This is a genomic window from Pseudomonas sp. LAM2023, from assembly GCF_016620375.1.
In the GTDB taxonomy this organism is placed as follows: domain Bacteria; phylum Pseudomonadota; class Gammaproteobacteria; order Pseudomonadales; family Pseudomonadaceae; genus Aquipseudomonas; species Aquipseudomonas anuradhapurensis.
The window spans coordinates 315,072-332,104 of sequence record NZ_JAENHV010000036.1; the positions used below are offsets into that span (position 1 = coordinate 315,072).

Here is a 17,033-nt window from a genome sequence, read left to right on the forward strand (position 1 = left end):
TCGCGGCTGAAGCCGCTCCCACAGTGGCCGCACAACGTTCGAATCTTGCACAGGTCCTGTGGGAGCGGGTTCACCCGCGATGTTTGAAGCCTGTGCGGTCCAGGTGGGAGCGGGCGTGCCCGCGAATCGGCCGGTACAGGCAACCACGCTTCTATATGTGTACACCCGTTCACCCAGCCCCCTCTCTCCCGTACACTGCGCGATTGCGACAGTGTTTGTCGCATTGCCGAAAACCTTGTGCAAACAGGGTTTTGCGCTGTAACAAGTTGTCGCTTGGCCGCAAGGACAGGCGCGGATCAGTCCTTACAATCCCCCCATCGCTCGCCACTTCCAGGCCAGCGTTCCTCATCAGGAGACTCAGATGTCCGTTGAGCAAGCCCCGGTGCAACGTGCCGATTTCGACCAGGTCATGGTCCCCAACTATTCCCCGGCGGCCTTCATTCCTGTGCGAGGCGAGGGCTCCCGCGTCTGGGACCAGTCGGGTCGCGAGCTTATCGACTTTGCCGGTGGCATCGCGGTCAACGCCCTGGGCCACTGCCACCCGGCACTGGTCAAGGCCCTGACCGAGCAGGCCAACACCCTCTGGCACGTATCCAACGTATTCACCAACGAGCCGGCCCTGCGCCTGGCTCACAAGCTGGTGGATGCCACCTTTGCCGACCGGGCGTTCTTCTGCAACTCCGGCGCCGAGGCCAACGAGGCCGCCTTCAAGCTGGCCCGGCGCGTTGCCCATGACCGCTTCGGCCCGGAAAAGCACGAAATCATTGCCACCGTGAACAGCTTCCACGGCCGTACCCTGTTTACCGTCAGCGTCGGTGGCCAGCCGAAGTATTCCGACGGCTTCGGCCCGAAGATCACCGGTATCAGCCATGTGCCCTACAACGACCTGGAAGCGCTGAAGGCACAGATTTCCGACAAGACCTGCGCCGTGGTGATCGAGCCAATCCAGGGCGAGAGTGGCGTAGTGCCGGCCGACAAGGCCTACCTGGAAGGCGCGCGCAAACTGTGTGACGAGCACAATGCCCTGCTGATCTTCGACGAAGTGCAGACTGGCGTGGGCCGTACCGGTTCGCTGTATGCCTACCAGCACTACGGTGTGACCCCGGATATCCTGACCAGCGCCAAGAGCCTGGGCGGCGGCTTCCCGATCGGCGCCATGCTGACCACCACCGAGCTGGCCAAGCACCTGGCCGTCGGCACCCACGGCACCACCTATGGCGGCAACCCGCTGGGCTGCGCCGTCGCCTGCGCAGTGCTGGACGTGGTCAACACCCCGGAAACCCTGGCTGGCATCAAGGCCAAGCACGAGCGTTTCAAGGTGCGCCTGGAGCAGATCGGCCAGAAGTACCAGCTGTTCACCCAGGTGCGTGGCGTTGGCCTGCTGCTGGGCTGCGTGCTCGCCGACGCCTGGAAAGGCAAGGCCAAGGATGTGCTCAACGCCGCCGAGAAAGAAGGCGTGATGGTGCTGCAGGCCGGCCCGGATGTGGTCCGCTTTGCCCCAAGCCTGGTGGTTGAAGACGCCGATATCGATGAAGGCCTGGATCGCTTCGAGCGCGCCGTGGCCACCCTGACCCAGGCCTGAACGGCCTGAGGTCCCTTCGCCGGCTCCCGCGCTGCGTGCTGGCCGGCGATACCCGATTCCCGTGCAGGTGCCGGTGCACCTGCCGTTTTTTCGTGCCGCCGTGAGCGGCCCGTATTCCAAAGGAGTGACACCATGCTGGTGATGCGCCCCGCGCAAATGGCTGATCTGAACGAAGTGCAGCGCATGGCTGCAGACAGCCCCATTGGTGTCACCTCGCTGCCGGACGACGCTGCTCGCCTGGGCGACAAGATCGCCGCTTCCGAGACTTCCTTCGCCGCCGAGGTCAGCTTCAACGGCGAGGAAAGCTACTTCTTCGTCCTTGAAGACAGCGAAACCGGCAAGCTGGCAGGCTGCTCGGCTATCGTCGCTTCGGCCGGCTACTCCGAGCCGTTCTACAGCTTTCGTAACGAAACCTTCGTGCACGCCTCGCGCGAGCTGAAGATCCACAACAAGATCCACGTGCTGTCGCTGTGCCACGACCTGACCGGCAACAGCCTGCTGACCAGCTTCTATGTACTGCCGGAGCTGGTGAACAGTGGTTGGGCCGAGCTCAATTCGCGTGGTCGCCTGTTGTTCATGGCTTCGCACCCGGAGCGTTTCGCCGATTCGGTGGTGACCGAGATCGTCGGCTACAGCGACGAGCAGGGTGAATCACCGTTCTGGGATGCCATCGGTCGCAACTTCTTCGACCTCAACTACGCCGACGCCGAGCGCCTGTGCGGCCTGAAGAGCCGTACCTTCCTCGCCGAGCTGATGCCGCACTACCCGATCTACGTGCCGCTGCTGCCTGACCTGGCGCAGGAGGCGATGGGCCAGGTGCATCCGCGGGCGCAGATCACCTTCGACATTCTCATGCGCGAAGGCTTCGAAACCGAGCACTACATCGACATCTTCGATGGCGGCCCAACCCTGCATGCGCGTACTTCGGGCATCCGTTCGATCGCCCACAGCCGGGTAGTGCCGGTGAAGCTCGAGGACGCCCCGGTCAAAGGCGGGCGCCCGTACCTGGTGTGCAACGGCCTGCTGCAGGACTACCGCGCAGTGCTGCTGGACCTGGACTGGGTGCCCGGCAAGCCGGTCAGCCTGAGCCTGGCGGCCGCCGATGCGCTGGGGGTGGGCGAGGGCGCCAGCGTGCGCCTGGTCGCGGTCTGAGGTCTGGCAACAGACGTTTGCGGATTGATGCGTTAGCAGAGTTTCGCGCCGGCCGCCGCCGTCGCACAAGGAGATAGCATGATCGTTCGTCCTGTACGCAGCAGCGATTTGCCTGCGTTGATCGAATTGGCACGCAGCACCGGCACCACCGGGCTGACCACGCTGCCGGCCAACGAAGAGCGCCTGGGGCATCGGGTTGGCTGGGCGGAAAAAAGCTTCCGTGGCGAAGCCGAGCGCGCCGACACCGACTACCTGTTCGTGCTGGAAAACGACGAAGGCCTGGTGGTGGGCATCAGTGCCATTGCCGGTGCCGTCGGCCTGCGCGAACCCTGGTACAACTACCGGGTCGGGCTGACCGTCAGCGCCTCGCAGGAGCTGAAGATCTACCGCGAAATCCCCACCCTGTTCCTGGCCAACGACCTGACCGGCAACTCCGAGCTGTGCTCGCTGTTCCTGCGCAGCGACTACCGCTCGGGCCTCAATGGCCGCCTGCTGTCGCGGGCGCGCATGCTGTTCATGGCCGAGTTCCCCGAGCTGTTCGGCAAGAAGATCATCGCCGAAATGCGCGGCATGTCCGATGAGCAGGGGCGTTCACCGTTCTGGGAAAGCCTGGGCCGGCACTTCTTCAAGATGGAGTTCAGCCAGGCCGACTACCTCACCGGCGTGGGCAACAAGTCGTTCATCGCCGAGCTGATGCCCAAGTTCCCGCTGTACACCTGCTTCCTGTCCGAGGCGGCCCGCAACGTGATCGGCCGCGTGCACAAGGACACCGAGCCGGCGCTGGCCATGCTCAAGCAGGAAGGTTTCAACTACCAGGGCTACGTCGACATTTTCGACGCTGGCCCTGCCATCGAGTGCGATACCGACAAGATCCGCGCCGTGCGCGAAAGCCAGACCCTGGTGCTGGCCGTGGGCACGCCGGGCGATGACGCCACGCCTTACATCATTCACAACCGCAAGCGCGACGACTGCCGCATCACGGCTGCACCTGCGCGGTTGGCTGCCGGTACCCTGGTGGTCGACCCCCTGACGGCCAAGCGCCTGCGCATGGGTGCTGGCGACAATGTGCGCGCGGTGCCGCTGTCGGCAAGCCGGGAGGCCAAATAAATGACCACGCATTACATCGCCGGCAACTGGCAGGCCGGCCAGGGTGAAACCCTGCAGTCGCTCAACCCGGTAACGCAGTCTGTCGTCTGGCAAGGCCAGGGCGCTGACGCCAGCCAGGTAGACGCCGCCGTGCAGGCCGCCCGTCAAGCATTCCCGGCCTGGGCGCAACTGAGCCTGGACGCGCGTATCGAGGTGCTGGAAAAGTTTGCCGAGCAGCTCAGGACGCATGCCGAAGCGCTGGCCCAGTGCATCGGCGAGGAAACCGGCAAGCCGCTGTGGGAGTCGGCCACCGAAGTCACCAGCATGATCAACAAGGTGGCGATCTCGGTGCAAAGCTACCGCGAGCGCACCGGCGAGAAGAGTGGCCCGCTGGCCGATGCCACGGCAGTGCTGCGGCACAAGCCCCACGGTGTGGTGGCGGTGTTCGGCCCGTACAACTTCCCTGGCCACCTGCCCAATGGCCATATCGTGCCAGCCCTGCTGGCGGGTAACTGCGTGGTGTTCAAGCCCAGCGAGCTGACCCCCAAGGTCGCCGAGCTGACCGTCAACTGCTGGATTGCCGCCGGCCTGCCGGCGGGTGTGCTGAACCTGGTGCAGGGCGCGCGTGAAACTGGCGTGGCGCTGGCCGCCAACCCGGGTATCGACGGCCTGTTCTTCACTGGCTCCAGCCGTACTGGCAACCTGCTGCACCAGCAGTTCGCCGGCCGCCCGGACAAGATCCTGGCGTTGGAGATGGGCGGCAACAACCCGCTGCTGGTGGACCAGGTCAAGGACCTCGACGCTGCGGTATACACCATCATCCAGTCGGCCTTCATTTCCGCTGGCCAGCGCTGCACCTGCGCCCGTCGCCTGCTGGTACCACAAGGCAGCTGGGGCGATGCGCTGATCGCGCGCCTGGTCGAGGTGTGCAAGACCATCACGGTGGGGGCGTTCGACCAACAGCCGGCGCCGTTCATGGGTTCGGTGATTTCGCTGCAGGCGGCGCGCGCGCTGCTGGCGGCCCAGGCCGAGCTGGTTGCCAAGGGCGCCGTGAAGCTGCTGGAAATGACCCAGCCGCAGGCCGATGCCGCGCTGCTGACCCCGGGCATCCTCGATGTCAGTGCCGTCAGCGAGCGGCCGGACGAAGAATTCTTCGGCCCGCTGCTGCAGGTGATTCGCTACGCCGACTTCGATGCCGCCATCGAAGAGGCCAACAACACCCAGTACGGCCTGGCTGCCGGTTTGCTGTCCGACTCCCGTGCCCGCTACCAGTATTTCTGGCTGCGCAGCCGCGCTGGCATCGTCAACTGGAACAAACAGCTGACCGGCGCCGCCAGCAGCGCGCCGTTCGGTGGTGTCGGCGCCAGTGGCAACCACCGCGCCAGCGCCTACTACGCCGCTGACTACTGCGCTTACCCTGTGGCCTCGCTGGAGACCGCCAGCCTTGCCTTGCCGGCGACCCTCACGCCGGGTGTCACCCTATAACAACAGGTCTCGGAGCCTAGCCGATGAAATCCTATGAAGTGAATTTTGATGGCCTGGTGGGGCCTACCCACAATTACGGCGGCCTGTCCTACGGTAACGTGGCTTCGCAGAGCAACAGCCAGCAAGGGTCCAACCCGCGCGAAGCCGCGCGCCAGGGCCTGGCGAAGATGAAAGCGCTGGCCGACATGGGATTCAAGCAGGGCGTACTGGCGCCGCAGGAGCGCCCGGATGTGGCGGCGCTGCGCCGCCTGGGCTTCAGCGGCAGCGATGCCGAAGTGATCCAGCGCGCTGCCAGGGAAGCCATGCCATTACTGGTGGCCAGCTGCTCGGCCTCGAGCATGTGGGTGGCCAACGCCGCCACCGTCAGCCCTAGTGCCGACACGGCCGATGGCCGCGTGCACTTCACCGCTGCCAACCTCAACTGCAAGTACCACCGCAGCATCGAGCACCCGACCACCAGCCGCGTGCTCGGGGCCATGTTCAACGATGAGCGGCATTTTGCCCACCATGCGGCGCTGCCAGCCGTGGCCCAGTTCGGTGACGAGGGCGCGGCCAACCACACGCGCTTCTGCCGTAGCTACGGCGAGGCTGGCGTGGAGTTCTTCGTCTATGGCCGCAGTGCGTTCGACAGCCGCTACCCGGCGCCGCAGAAATACCCGGCCCGGCAAACCCTGGAAGCTTCGCAGGCGGTGGCCAGGCTGCATGGCCTGAGCGACGATGGCGTGGTCTACGCTCAACAGAACCCGGCCGTGATCGACCAGGGCGTGTTCCACAACGATGTGATCTCGGTGGGCAACGGCGAAGTGCTGTTCTACCACGAAGATGCTTTCCTCCAGACCGACACGGTACTTGGCCAGCTGCGAGCTAAACTGGCCAGCAAGGGTGGCAACTTCCAGGCCATCTGCGTGCCACGCGCAGCGGTGACGGTGGAGGACGCGGTGCGTTCCTACCTGTTCAACAGCCAGCTGCTCAGCCGCGAGGACGGTTCCATGCTGCTGGTGGTGCCGGAAGAGTGTCGCAACAATGAGCGGGTCTGGGCCTACCTGGGCCAGCTGACCAGCCAGGGCGGCCCGGTGAAGGAGGTCAAGGTGTTCGACCTCAAGCAGAGCATGCAGAACGGCGGTGGCCCGGCTTGCCTGCGTTTGCGCGTGGCGTTGCAGGAAACGGAACTGGCAGCGGTCAACCAAGGCGTTATCATGACCGCCCCGCTGTACGACACCCTGGTGCAGTGGGTCGACAAGCACTACCGCGACCGCCTTGGCGAAGCGGACCTGGCCGACCCGCAGCTGTTGCTGGAATGCCGTACGGCGCTGGATGAGTTGACCCAGATCCTGAAGTTGGGCTCGGTGTATCCGTTCCAACGCCAACCTTGAAGAGAGACTTTGCAATGACCGACGCCCTGCGCCTGATCCTCGAAGATGAAGACGGCACCCAGCTGGAGACTTCCTGCACCCGCTTTGCCGTGGTCTGGCAAGGCAAGGAAGTGTGGATTCAGCAGGATGGCCGTGGCCAGCTGTTGATCGGCGTGGATGTCGAGGAAGACGACACCGAGTATGCCAACCTGTTGCTGCGGCCGATGGCCACCAACCTGGTCAGCCTGCAACTGGAAATGGAGCCGGCGGAGCTTGGCGAAGACGACGATCACGTCCATGGCCCCGACTGCGGCCACCACCACTAAGGAAGTCCCTATGCTCGCCCTTGGCAAATTGCTTGAGCTGACCCTCACCGATCACGAACCGGCCGAGAAGACCCAAGTGACCCCCAAGGGCGTGCGTTTGCGCTGGCTAGGGGAGGGCGCGCTGGAAGTGCGCCCAGCCGAAAGCGACGATTGCGGGCTCGACTTGCTGTTGTCCGCCGGTATCCACGGCAACGAAACGGCGCCGATCGAGTTGCTCGAGCGCCTGCTGCACGGCGTGGCCAATGGCAAGATCATTCCCCGGGCGCGGGTGCTGTTCCTGTTCGGTAACCCTGCGGCGATCCGCAAGGGTGAGCGCTTCATCGAGCAGGACATCAACCGCCTGTTCAACGGCCGCCACGAGCTGTCCAGTGGCTTCGAGGCCTTGCGTGCCGCGGAGCTGGAACAGTTCGCCCGGGTGTTTTTCAGCAAGCCGGGGCGCAGCCGCCTGCATTACGACCTGCATACGGCCATTCGCGGCTCGAAGATCGAGCAGTTCGCCTTGTATCCCTACAAGGAGGGACGCAAGCATTCCCGCCGCGAGCTGGCACGCCTGGCGGCAGCCGGCATGCAGGCGGTGCTGCTGCAGAGCAAGTCGTCCATCACCTTCAGTGCCTTCACCTATGAGCAACTGGAAGCCGAAGCCTTTACCCTGGAATTGGGCAAGGCCCGCCCGTTCGGCCAGAACGAGCTGGTCAACCTCGACAGGCTGGAACAGCGCCTGATCCAGATCATCGAGCACACCGAGCCGGAAGGCGAAGGTTCGCTGGATGGCTTGCAGCTGTTCAGTGTTTCCCGCGAGATCATCAAGCACAGCGACAGTTTCCACCTGCACCTGCCGGCGGACATCGAGAACTTCTCCGAGCTGAGCAAGGGTTACCTGCTGGCCGAAGACCTGGCGGAGACGCGCTGGGTGGTCGAGGAGGAAGGGGCGCGTATCATCTTCCCCAACCCCAAGGTCAGGAACGGCTTGCGCGCCGGCATCCTGATCGTGCCCGATTCAGGGCAGCGCCTCGGCTAGCGCTAATGGACAACGGTTTGGTGTAGGAGCGGCCTTGCGTCGCGATGGGGCGCGCAGCGGCCCCAGCAATTTCAGCCTGGCCGCCCATGTTGCCGGGGGCGCTACGCGCCCCATCGCGACGCAAGGCCGCTCCTACACAGGCCTTTGCTCGCAATGGCAGCCCATGAAACTCTTTTAATTCACCGCCTGTTCCATTTTCCCTCCCCCTGAGCGGTAATTGGCTTGCCAGTGGCGAAAGGCAGGCTTTAGCATCCGGCCATGTCGTTTTCGTTTGCATAGCCCGAAAAACCGTCCAAACGATGGTTTCTATCGTATAAACACACTGCATCGAGACCGCAGGACCGATATAATGCGGCCCTTTGCCGTCGTTTCGTCGACGCGTTTGCCCAACAGGGCTGCCGTTTCCGTGGAAGAACCTATGAAAAGCGCAGAAATCCGTGAAGCCTTCCTTCGCTTCTTCGAAGAGCAGGGACATACCCGAGTCGCCTCCAGTTCGCTGATCCCGAACAACGACCCGACCTTGCTGTTCACCAATGCCGGCATGAACCAGTTCAAGGACTGCTTCCTCGGTGCGGAGAAGCGTGCCTACACCCGTGCTGTCAGCAGCCAGAAGTGCGTGCGCGCCGGCGGCAAGCACAACGACCTGGAAAACGTCGGTTACACCGCGCGCCACCATACCTTCTTCGAGATGCTGGGCAACTTCAGCTTCGGCGACTATTTCAAGCGCGACGCCATCACCTTCGCGTGGACCTTCCTGACTTCGGAAAAGTGGCTGAACCTGCCCAAGGAAAAGCTCTGGGTCACCGTCTACGCCACTGACGACGAAGCCTACGACATCTGGACCAAGGAAGTCGGCGTGCCTGCCGAGCGTATGGTGCGCATCGGCGACAACAAGGGCGCCCCGTACGCTTCCGACAACTTCTGGACCATGGGCGACACCGGCCCGTGTGGCCCGTGCACCGAGATCTTCTACGACCACGGCCCGGACATCTGGGGCGGCCCACCCGGCTCGCCGGAAGAAGACGGCGACCGCTACATCGAGATCTGGAACAACGTCTTCATGCAGTTCAACCGCACCGCCGATGGCGTGCTGCACCCGCTGCCAGCGCCGTCGGTGGATACCGGCATGGGCCTGGAGCGTGTCAGCGCCGTGCTGCAGCACGTGCATTCGAACTACGAGATCGACCTGTTCCAGAACCTGCTGGCCGCCGCGGCCAAGGCCATCGGCTGCAGCAATGACGGCCAGGCTTCGCTGAAAGTGGTGGCCGACCATATCCGTTCGTGCGGCTTCCTGATCGCCGACGGCGTGCTGCCGTCCAACGAAGGCCGTGGCTACGTACTGCGCCGCATCATTCGCCGCGCCTGCCGCCACGGCAACAAGCTGGGTGCCAAGGGCAGCTTCTTCTACCAGATCGTGGCCGCGCTGGTCGCCGAAATGGGCGCAGCCTTCCCGGAGCTGAACAGCCAGCAAGCGCACATCGAGCGCGTGCTCAAGGCCGAAGAAGAGCAGTTCGCCAAGACCCTGGAGCAGGGCCTGCGTATCCTCGAGCAGGACCTGGCGCAGTTGAAGGGCGACGTGGTACCGGGCGACGTGGTGTTCAAGCTGTACGACACCTATGGCTTCCCGATGGACCTGACTGCCGACATCGCCCGCGAGCGCGAGCTGACCATCGACGAAGCCGGCTTCGAGCGCGAGATGGACGCCCAGCGTGAGCGTGCCCGCTCGGCCAGTGCCTTCGGCATGGACTACAACAGCCTGGTCAAGGTCGACAGCGCCACCGAGTTCCTCGGCTACGACGCTACCGAAGGCCAGGGCAAGGTCATCGCCTTGTACAAGGACGGCCAGGCCGTCGACCAGCTGGGTGAAGGCGAGCAGGGCGTGGTCGTGCTCGACCGCACGCCGTTCTACGCCGAGTCCGGCGGCCAGGTGGGCGACACCGGTTACCTGCAGGCCGGCGCTGCACGTTTCGACGTGCGCGACACCACCAAGACTGGCGGCGCCTTCCTGCACCACGGCGTGGTCGCCAGCGGTGCACTGCTGATCGGTTCGCCGGTCGAGGCCAAGGTCGATGCCGAGGTGCAGCACGCCACCTCGCTGAACCACTCGGCCACCCACCTGCTGCATGAAGCGCTGCGCCAGGTGCTGGGCGAGCACGTACAGCAGAAGGGCTCGCTGGTCGACAGCCAGCGCCTGCGTTTCGACTTCAGCCACTTCGAGGCGGTGAAACCGGAGCAGATCAAGGCCCTGGAAGACATCGTCAACCGCGAAGTGCGCAAGAACACTGCGGTGGAAACCGAGCTGACCGACATCGAAACCGCCAAGGCCAAGGGTGCCATGGCGCTGTTCGGCGAGAAGTACGGCGACACCGTGCGTGTGCTGAGCATGGGCGGCGATTTCTCGGTGGAGCTGTGCGGCGGCATCCACGCCAAGCGCACCGGTGACATCAGCCTGTTCAAGATCATCAGCGAAGGCGGCGTGGCCTCTGGCGTGCGCCGTATCGAAGCGGTGACCGGCGCAGCGGCGCTGGCCTACCTGAACGCTGCCGAAGAGCAGGTCAAGGAAGCCGCGCTACTGGTGAAAGGCAACCGTGACAACCTGATCGACAAGCTGTCGGCTGTGCTCGAGCGCAACCGCCAGCTGGAGAAGCAGCTGGAACAGCTGCAGGCCAAGGCCGCCAGCGCCGCCGGGGATGATCTCTCCAACGCGGCCGTTGAGGTCAAGGGCGCCAAGGTGCTCGCCGCCCGCCTGGACGGGCAGGACGGCAAGGCCTTGCTGGCGCTGGTCGATCAACTGAAGAACAAGCTCGGCCACGCAGTGATCCTGCTGGGCAGCGAGCATGAGGGCAAGGTCGTGCTGGTGGCCGGTGTGACCAAGGACCTCTCCAGCCAACTCAAGGCTGGCGATCTGATGAAACAAGCCGCTGCGGCGGTGGGTGGCAAGGGCGGTGGCCGTCCGGACATGGCCCAGGGTGGTGGCGTCGACGTCGCTGCACTGGACCAGGCCCTGGCGCTGGCCGTGCCATTCGCAGAGCAGGGACTTTGAGATGGGTCGGCCAGTGGTCTAGTCGCTGGCCGACCCATGTTGGATTGTTTTTTGGGGCCCTGAATGGGCTGAGGCACCATTGAAATGGCGTTGATCGTACAGAAATTTGGCGGCACCTCTGTCGGTTCCATCGAGCGGATCGAGCAGGTAGCCGATAAGGTCAAGAAACACCGTGAGGCGGGCGACGACCTGGTGGTTGTGTTGTCGGCCATGAGCGGTGAAACCAATCGCCTGATCGACCTGGCCAAGCAGATCAGCGATCAGCCGGTTCCCCGCGAGCTGGACGTGATCGTGTCGACCGGTGAGCAGGTCACCATTGCCCTGCTGGCCATGGCCCTGATCAAGCGTGGTGTGCCAGCAGTGTCCTACACCGGCAACCAGGTGCGCATCCTCACCGACAGCGCGCACAACAAGGCGCGCATCCTGCAGATCGACGACCAGAAGATCCGTGCCGACCTCAAGCAAGGCCGCGTGGTCGTGGTAGCGGGCTTCCAGGGCGTCGACGAGCACGGCAACATCACCACCCTGGGCCGTGGCGGCTCCGACACCACCGGCGTGGCCCTGGCGGCGGCGCTGAAGGCCGACGAGTGCCAGATCTACACCGACGTCGACGGCGTCTACACCACCGACCCGCGCGTCGTGCCGCAGGCCCGTCGCCTGGAGAAGATCACCTTCGAAGAGATGCTGGAAATGGCCAGCCTCGGTTCCAAGGTGCTGCAGATCCGTTCGGTGGAGTTCGCCGGCAAGTACAACGTTCCGCTGCGCGTGCTGCACAGCTTCAAGGAGGGTCCGGGTACCCTCATTACCATTGATGAAGAGGAATCCATGGAACAGCCGATCATTTCCGGTATCGCCTTCAACCGTGATGAAGCCAAGCTGACCATTCGCGGCGTGCCGGACACTCCGGGCGTGGCCTTCAAGATCCTCGGCCCGATCAGCGCCTCGAACATCGAGGTCGACATGATCGTGCAGAACGTTGCCCACGATAACACCACCGACTTCACCTTCACCGTACACCGCAACGAGTACGAGAAGGCCCAGAGCGTGCTGGAAAACACCGCGCGTGAAATCGGTGCCCGTGAAGTGATTGGCGATACCAAGATCGCCAAGGTCTCGATCGTTGGCGTAGGCATGCGTTCGCACGCCGGTGTTGCCAGCCGCATGTTCGAAGCCCTGGCCAAGGAGGGCATCAACATCCAGATGATCTCCACCTCCGAGATCAAGGTTTCGGTGGTGATCGAAGAGAAGTACCTGGAGCTGGCCGTGCGCGCGCTGCACACCGCGTTCGAACTCGACGCTCCGGCACGACAGAGCGAGTAAATCGCTGCCTGGAAGGGCGCGGCTTGCCGCGCCCTTCGCGTTTCTGCTTGCCACGCAGGCCCTGTCCAAGCCTGCGTGGCGGGCAACCAAGGCCCGAGCCGTCGTCCACGGCCAGGCCGCGACACCCAAGACTGTTATCCCTGTATGTTTCGCGTAAGGAGAAAGCTATGTTGATTCTGACTCGTCGGTGCGCCGAGAGCCTGATCATTGGAGACGGCGAGATCACCGTGACGGTGCTCGGCGTCAAAGGCAACCAGGTGCGTATCGGCGTCAGCGCCCCGAAAGAAGTGGCCGTTCACCGCGAGGAAATCTACCTGCGGATCAAGAAGGAGAAGGACGAGGAGCCAAGCCTTTAATTTTTTTGAAGTTTTTTTCAAAAAAAGGGTTGCAAACGAGGAAGGCTGTGTTTAATATTCGCCTCGTGTTGCGGTGAGGTGGCCGAGTGGCCGAAGGCGCTCCCCTGCTAAGGGAGTATACCTCATAAGGGTATCGGGGGTTCGAATCCCCCCTTCACCGCCATTATTCGCTTAGGGCGCTGCAAACAGTAAGAACGCTAAGTAGTTGATTTTAAACGAAAAAGTTCTTGCAAAAATGTTTCAGCGACCTATAATGCGCGGCAAGACACGGACTCATAGCTCAGCTGGATAGAGTACTCGGCTACGAACCGAGCGGTCGGAGGTTCGAATCCTCCTGAGTCCGCCACTTTTGAAGTGGCTTTGATTGCAAGGCTGCTTCAAATCACCAGTGGTAACCTGGTCTAAAAATACCAACCACGGACTCATAGCTCAGCTGGATAGAGTACTCGGCTACGAACCGAGCGGTCGGAGGTTCGAATCCTCCTGAGTCCGCCACTTTTGAAGTGGCTCTGCTTGCAAAGCTACTTCAACCACCAGTGGTAACCTGGTCTAAAAATACCACCACGGACTCATAGCTCAGCTGGATAGAGTACTCGGCTACGAACCGAGCGGTCGGAGGTTCGAATCCTCCTGAGTCCGCCACACCCCATCAAGAAGCCCGCTCAATTGAGCGGGCTTTTTGTTTTCTTCACCAATGAATTGTTGGTGATGTCGATCTAAGCTCTCCTGTAGATGTGGCGTTTGGCTTTGCGGCCGGGTAGGGCCGGAGATCAACCCCGCCAGGCATACACATCCAGGCACAACAAATGTGCTTTAACCGCCAGACCCACCGTCGCACTGATAGCTTCGAGCGTTGTCCCAGCTTTATCACGCAAACGATTGTTCTGGCCAAAATTTTCAGCGATCTGACAGCTTTAGCAGTGTATGATTGCGCCCGTCAGCCCCGCCGGGGCTTGTGGAAAACCACCATGGACTTACCCAGTAGTTACTCGCTAACAAGATTCGTACAGAAAGATCTGACCGATTGATTCTCCCGGCGTGCTCCGCTGCTGGGAGTGGAGTTCGCCTATGACTGAAGTAGAAGTAAAAAAAGCGCAGGAAAGCCTGCAGGACCGCCTGGCCCAGGTGGTCGAACTGCTGCAACGCCAGCGCGTGGTCGAAGACCTGACGCACCGTCAGGAAGGTGCCCACCACGACCTGGTGGAAAACCTCGTTCACCGTCAGAACCTTGTCGAGCTGCAGCGCAAGCTCGATGACCTGCACCCCGCCGACATCGCCTACATCCTCGAAGCCTTGCCCCTGGAAGACCGCCTGACGGTCTGGCAGCTGGTGCGCTCGGATCGCGATGGCGACATCCTCCTGGAAGTTTCCGACGCCGTGCGGCAATCGCTGATCGCCGACATGGACGATCACGAGCTGCTCGCCGCCGCCAAGGAAATGGACGCCGACGAGCTGGCCGACCTGGCGCCAGAGCTGCCGCGTGACGTTATCCACGAGTTGATGGAAACCCTCGATGCCCAGCAGCGCGAGCGCGTGCGTTCGGCATTGAGCTACGACGAGGAGCAGGTCGGTGCGTTGATGGACTTCGAGATGGTCACCATCCGCGAAGACGTCAGCCTGGAAGTGGTGTTGCGCTACCTGCGCCGCCTGAAAGAGTTGCCGAACCACACCGACAAGCTGTTCGTGGTCGACTATGACGGCATCCTCAAGGGCGTGTTGCCGATCAAGCGCCTGCTGGTCAACGACCCGGAGAAGAAGGTGGCGGAGGTCATGGCGACCGACCCGGTGTCCTTCCACCCCGAGGAAGATGCCTACGATGCGGCACAAGCCTTCGAGCGTTATGACCTGGTGTCTGCGCCGGTAGTGGACAAGAACGAGCGCCTGATCGGCCGTCTGACCATCGACGAAATGGTCGACCTGATTCGTGAAGAAAGCGAAAGCGAAGTGCTGAACATGGCCGGTCTGCGCGAGGAGGAGGACATCTTCGCCTCGGTCTGGCGTTCGCTGCGCAACCGCTGGGCCTGGCTGGCGATCAACCTGATTACCGCCTTTGTCGCTTCGCGGGTGATCGGCCTGTTCGAAGGGTCGATCGAGAAACTGGTGGCGCTGGCCGCCCTGATGCCGATCGTGGCGGGTATCGGTGGCAACTCCGGCAATCAGACCATCACCATGATCGTGCGCGCCATGGCGCTGGACCAGGTGTCGCCCGGCAACACCAGCCGCCTGATGCGCAAGGAGCTGGCGGTATCGCTGCTCAACGGCCTGATCTGGGGTGGGGTGATCGGGGTGGTGGCGTTCTGGCTGTATGGTAGCTGGTCGCTGGGCCTGGTGATGACCGCGGCAATGACCTTGAATCTGTTGCTGGCAGCCTTGATGGGGGTGTTGATTCCAATGACCTTGACGCGCCTGGGCCGCGACCCGGCAATGGGCTCCAGTGTGATGATCACTGCGGTTACCGACAGTGGTGGCTTCTTTATCTTCCTCGGCCTGGCCACGCTGTTCCTGCTGTAACCCGCTCTTTGCGGCCTACGCGATCCTGTAGGAGCGGCCTTGTGTCGCGATGGGCCGCAAAGCGGCCCAGGACTTCAGCGGCGCTGCATGGATTTTTGGGGCCGCTTTGCGGCCCATCGCGACACAAGGCCGCTCCTACAAAGACCGCATCTCTTGCAGGATCATGCGCCCACAAAAAAGCCAGCTTACGCTGGCTTTTTTTCATGTTCGCCGAGCGCCTCAGGAGGCGTCGGCGGCCATTTCCACATCGTGAGCGATGAGGGCGACCAGCGCATTCTGCTGGCGGTGGGACAGCTGGCGGAAGCGTTGCAGCAGCTCGCGCTCATGCAGGGACAGTTCTGGGCTGTCCATGCGCATGCTCAACTCGTCACCCAGCGCACCTTCCTGGATAAGGCTCTGTTCCAGGCGTGCGATGATCTCGGAGTTCATGCTGCGGTGATGGTTGCGCGCTACCTCGGCAATGCGCTCACGCATCCCGTCTGGCAGGCGGACGACGAACTTGTCAGCGGTGCGGCTCGAATAAATAGCCTGTTTCATTGGGCGCATATAAATTGACCGGATTTTGGTTCAGGGGAAGCGGTTCTCAAATTGGCCGCACGGGGTGGAAGTACGACCGTGGCGACGACAAAATGTTCAACCGCCAGTGAAAAATGGATGCTCATCTTGCCTCATGGTCGCCGTTTCCTTGGCGTCAATTCTGTGACAAATACTGATCTGGATAAAGGCTTTATGCCAGTACCAATTATCAGAAATGAGCACTGGTTTGAAAAGTTTTACATGCACAGGCTATTCAAACTGTCAGTCTTTTGCCGTCAAAAACTGGTAAAACGCAGCAAAAGCCGGAGAAAAGCCCTAGAATGCGCCGGTTTCCTTTCATAGAGCATAGTGGCTATGCAACATGACGCAAGCGACCGCCGATCAGGGACCGGCCGGCTGATATACCTGATAGGACCGTCGGGTTCCGGGAAAGATTCCCTGATCGACGCTTCACGTGAGCGACTGGCTGCTGCCGGGGTGGAAGTCGCCCGCCGGGTCATTACCCGTTCGGCCGAAGCCAAGGGCGAAGCTGCCCACGGGGTCACGGCCGAGCAGTTCGAGGCGTTGCGTGCGCAGGGCGGGTTTGCCATGCACTGGCAAGCCAATGGCCTGGATTACGGCATCCCTCGGCAGGTGGACGACTGGCTGGCGCAGGGCAGGGCGGTGCTGGTGAACGGCTCGCGCGCGTATCTGGCCGAGGCACGCCAGCGCTATCCGGGCCTTCTGGCGGTGCTGGTTCAGGTCCGGCCCGAGGTGTTGCGCCAGCGCTTGCTGGCTCGCGGCCGGGAAAGCGCTGAGGAAATCGAGCAGCGCCTGGCTCGTAATGCCCGCTTGCAGGCGGTGACCGATCCATCGCTGCACGTGCTGGACAACTCCACCGCCCTGGCGTCAACGGTAGAAGCGTTGTTCGCGCTGTTGCGTGATGAAGGTGTGCTGCCGCAGGTGTAGCATGGGCAGAAAAGGATTACGCGAAAAAGCCTGCTTGAGGCATGACAAACGCCAGCATGCTGGTTAACATGCTGGCCGTCCCGCTGTGCAGCGCTCGCTGCCGGTGCCAGCGTCTCAGTAGCTCAATTGGATAGAGCATCCCCCTCCTAAGGGGAAGGTTGCAGGTTCAATTCCTGCCTGGGACGCCATTTCTCCTTCCCCTCTGAAGCTGTATTGCAGCGTTGGCTATCGGCTTGCGTCATAGCAGCCATGTCAGTCGTCAACTCGATAAAAAATCCAACCTGAGTGCTATTCCGATGGCAGCACGCAGGGCCTAT

General features: G+C 62.5%; 13 protein-coding genes and 5 tRNA genes. 17 read left to right on the forward strand and 1 reads right to left on the reverse strand.

The genetic code is table 11. The annotated features are described in order from the left end of the window. Positions 1–361: 361 nt before the first annotated feature. The 15 genes from JKP78_RS21180 to mgtE all read left to right on the forward strand — a co-directional run bounded on the left by JKP78_RS21180 (position 362) and on the right by mgtE (position 15,231). Positions 362–1,582 (forward strand): aspartate aminotransferase family protein, encoded by a 1,221-nt coding sequence (locus tag JKP78_RS21180; RefSeq protein WP_200627538.1) that lies wholly within the window; start codon positions 362–364, stop codon positions 1,580–1,582. Positions 1,583–1,714: 132 nt separating this feature from the next. Beyond that, positions 1,715–2,734, forward strand: a complete 1,020-nt coding sequence (gene aruF, locus JKP78_RS21185; protein ID WP_186688634.1) for an arginine/ornithine succinyltransferase subunit alpha — start codon at positions 1,715–1,717, stop codon at positions 2,732–2,734. A 78-nt stretch (positions 2,735–2,812) separates the two neighbouring features. After that, positions 2,813–3,841, forward strand: coding sequence for an arginine N-succinyltransferase (astA, locus tag JKP78_RS21190; protein WP_063912885.1), 1,029 nt, complete (start codon positions 2,813–2,815; stop codon positions 3,839–3,841). Next, a complete protein-coding gene (gene astD, locus JKP78_RS21195) occupies positions 3,842–5,305 on the forward strand; it encodes a succinylglutamate-semialdehyde dehydrogenase (protein WP_170031217.1) in 1,464 nt (487 codons plus the stop codon). A gap of 23 nt (positions 5,306–5,328) precedes the next feature. Continuing rightward, on the forward strand, positions 5,329–6,678 hold the full coding sequence (astB, locus tag JKP78_RS21200) for an N-succinylarginine dihydrolase (protein WP_200627540.1): 1,350 nt from the start codon (positions 5,329–5,331) through the stop codon (positions 6,676–6,678). A 14-nt stretch (positions 6,679–6,692) separates the two neighbouring features. Beyond that, entirely contained in the window at positions 6,693–6,983 is a 291-nt protein-coding gene (locus JKP78_RS21205) for a topoisomerase II (RefSeq protein WP_003254508.1), read from the forward strand. A gap of 10 nt (positions 6,984–6,993) precedes the next feature. Continuing rightward, entirely contained in the window at positions 6,994–8,001 is a 1,008-nt protein-coding gene (gene astE / locus JKP78_RS21210) for a succinylglutamate desuccinylase (RefSeq protein WP_170031213.1), read from the forward strand. 418 nt (positions 8,002–8,419) lie between these two features. Next, complete coding sequence (gene alaS / locus JKP78_RS21215; RefSeq protein WP_200627542.1) at positions 8,420–11,044, forward strand: alanine--tRNA ligase; 2,625 nt, start codon at positions 8,420–8,422, stop codon at positions 11,042–11,044. A gap of 84 nt (positions 11,045–11,128) precedes the next feature. Beyond that, positions 11,129–12,364, forward strand: coding sequence for an aspartate kinase (locus JKP78_RS21220; RefSeq protein WP_170031209.1), 1,236 nt, complete (start codon positions 11,129–11,131; stop codon positions 12,362–12,364). A 167-nt stretch (positions 12,365–12,531) separates the two neighbouring features. Then, positions 12,532–12,720: a carbon storage regulator CsrA gene (csrA, locus tag JKP78_RS21225; RefSeq protein WP_003254503.1), complete on the forward strand. Its 189-nt coding sequence runs from the start codon at positions 12,532–12,534 to the stop codon at positions 12,718–12,720. A gap of 72 nt (positions 12,721–12,792) precedes the next feature. Continuing rightward, positions 12,793–12,883: transfer RNA gene (locus tag JKP78_RS21230), tRNA-Ser, on the forward strand. 106 nt (positions 12,884–12,989) lie between these two features. Then, a tRNA-Arg gene (locus JKP78_RS21235) sits at positions 12,990–13,066 on the forward strand. Positions 13,067–13,138: 72 nt separating this feature from the next. Next, positions 13,139–13,215: transfer RNA gene (locus tag JKP78_RS21240), tRNA-Arg, on the forward strand. Between the two features lie 70 nt (positions 13,216–13,285). Continuing rightward, a tRNA-Arg gene (locus JKP78_RS21245) sits at positions 13,286–13,362 on the forward strand. A 426-nt stretch (positions 13,363–13,788) separates the two neighbouring features. After that, entirely contained in the window at positions 13,789–15,231 is a 1,443-nt protein-coding gene (mgtE, locus tag JKP78_RS21250; RefSeq protein WP_170031207.1) for a magnesium transporter, read from the forward strand. Positions 15,232–15,450: 219 nt separating this feature from the next. Here mgtE and JKP78_RS21255 read toward each other — a convergent pair whose 3' ends face one another. Further along, complete coding sequence (locus JKP78_RS21255; protein WP_060480503.1) at positions 15,451–15,777, reverse strand: Arc family DNA-binding protein; 327 nt, start codon at positions 15,775–15,777, stop codon at positions 15,451–15,453. A gap of 345 nt (positions 15,778–16,122) precedes the next feature. Between JKP78_RS21255 and phnN the strand changes: the two genes are divergently transcribed. Together phnN and JKP78_RS21265 are read left to right on the forward strand one after the other, a co-directional pair. Then, positions 16,123–16,716, forward strand: a complete 594-nt coding sequence (gene phnN, locus JKP78_RS21260; protein WP_200627544.1) for a phosphonate metabolism protein/1,5-bisphosphokinase (PRPP-forming) PhnN — start codon at positions 16,123–16,125, stop codon at positions 16,714–16,716. A gap of 111 nt (positions 16,717–16,827) precedes the next feature. Further along, positions 16,828–16,904, forward strand: a tRNA-Arg gene (locus JKP78_RS21265). The last annotated feature ends 129 nt before the right edge of the window (positions 16,905–17,033 follow it).

What these genes read in the sequence shown, in the direction of transcription:
- JKP78_RS21220 (WP_170031209.1), top strand. Translation starts at nt 11,129, where the DNA reads ATGGCGTTGATCGTACAGAAATTTGGCGGCACCTCTGTCGGTTCCATC.
- astB (WP_200627540.1), top strand. Translation starts at nt 5,329, where the DNA reads ATGAAATCCTATGAAGTGAATTTTGATGGCCTGGTGGGGCCTACCCAC.
- alaS (WP_200627542.1), top strand. Translation starts at nt 8,420, where the DNA reads ATGAAAAGCGCAGAAATCCGTGAAGCCTTCCTTCGCTTCTTCGAAGAG.
- astA (WP_063912885.1), top strand. Translation starts at nt 2,813, where the DNA reads ATGATCGTTCGTCCTGTACGCAGCAGCGATTTGCCTGCGTTGATCGAA.
- csrA (WP_003254503.1), top strand. Translation starts at nt 12,532, where the DNA reads ATGTTGATTCTGACTCGTCGGTGCGCCGAGAGCCTGATCATTGGAGAC.
- phnN (WP_200627544.1), top strand. Translation starts at nt 16,123, where the DNA reads ATGCAACATGACGCAAGCGACCGCCGATCAGGGACCGGCCGGCTGATA.
- astD (WP_170031217.1), top strand. Translation starts at nt 3,842, where the DNA reads ATGACCACGCATTACATCGCCGGCAACTGGCAGGCCGGCCAGGGTGAA.
- astE (WP_170031213.1), top strand. Translation starts at nt 6,994, where the DNA reads ATGCTCGCCCTTGGCAAATTGCTTGAGCTGACCCTCACCGATCACGAA.
- JKP78_RS21255 (WP_060480503.1), bottom strand. Translation starts at nt 15,777, where the DNA reads ATGCGCCCAATGAAACAGGCTATTTATTCGAGCCGCACCGCTGACAAG.
- JKP78_RS21180 (WP_200627538.1), top strand. Translation starts at nt 362, where the DNA reads ATGTCCGTTGAGCAAGCCCCGGTGCAACGTGCCGATTTCGACCAGGTC.
- JKP78_RS21205 (WP_003254508.1), top strand. Translation starts at nt 6,693, where the DNA reads ATGACCGACGCCCTGCGCCTGATCCTCGAAGATGAAGACGGCACCCAG.
- aruF (WP_186688634.1), top strand. Translation starts at nt 1,715, where the DNA reads ATGCTGGTGATGCGCCCCGCGCAAATGGCTGATCTGAACGAAGTGCAG.
- mgtE (WP_170031207.1), top strand. Translation starts at nt 13,789, where the DNA reads ATGACTGAAGTAGAAGTAAAAAAAGCGCAGGAAAGCCTGCAGGACCGC.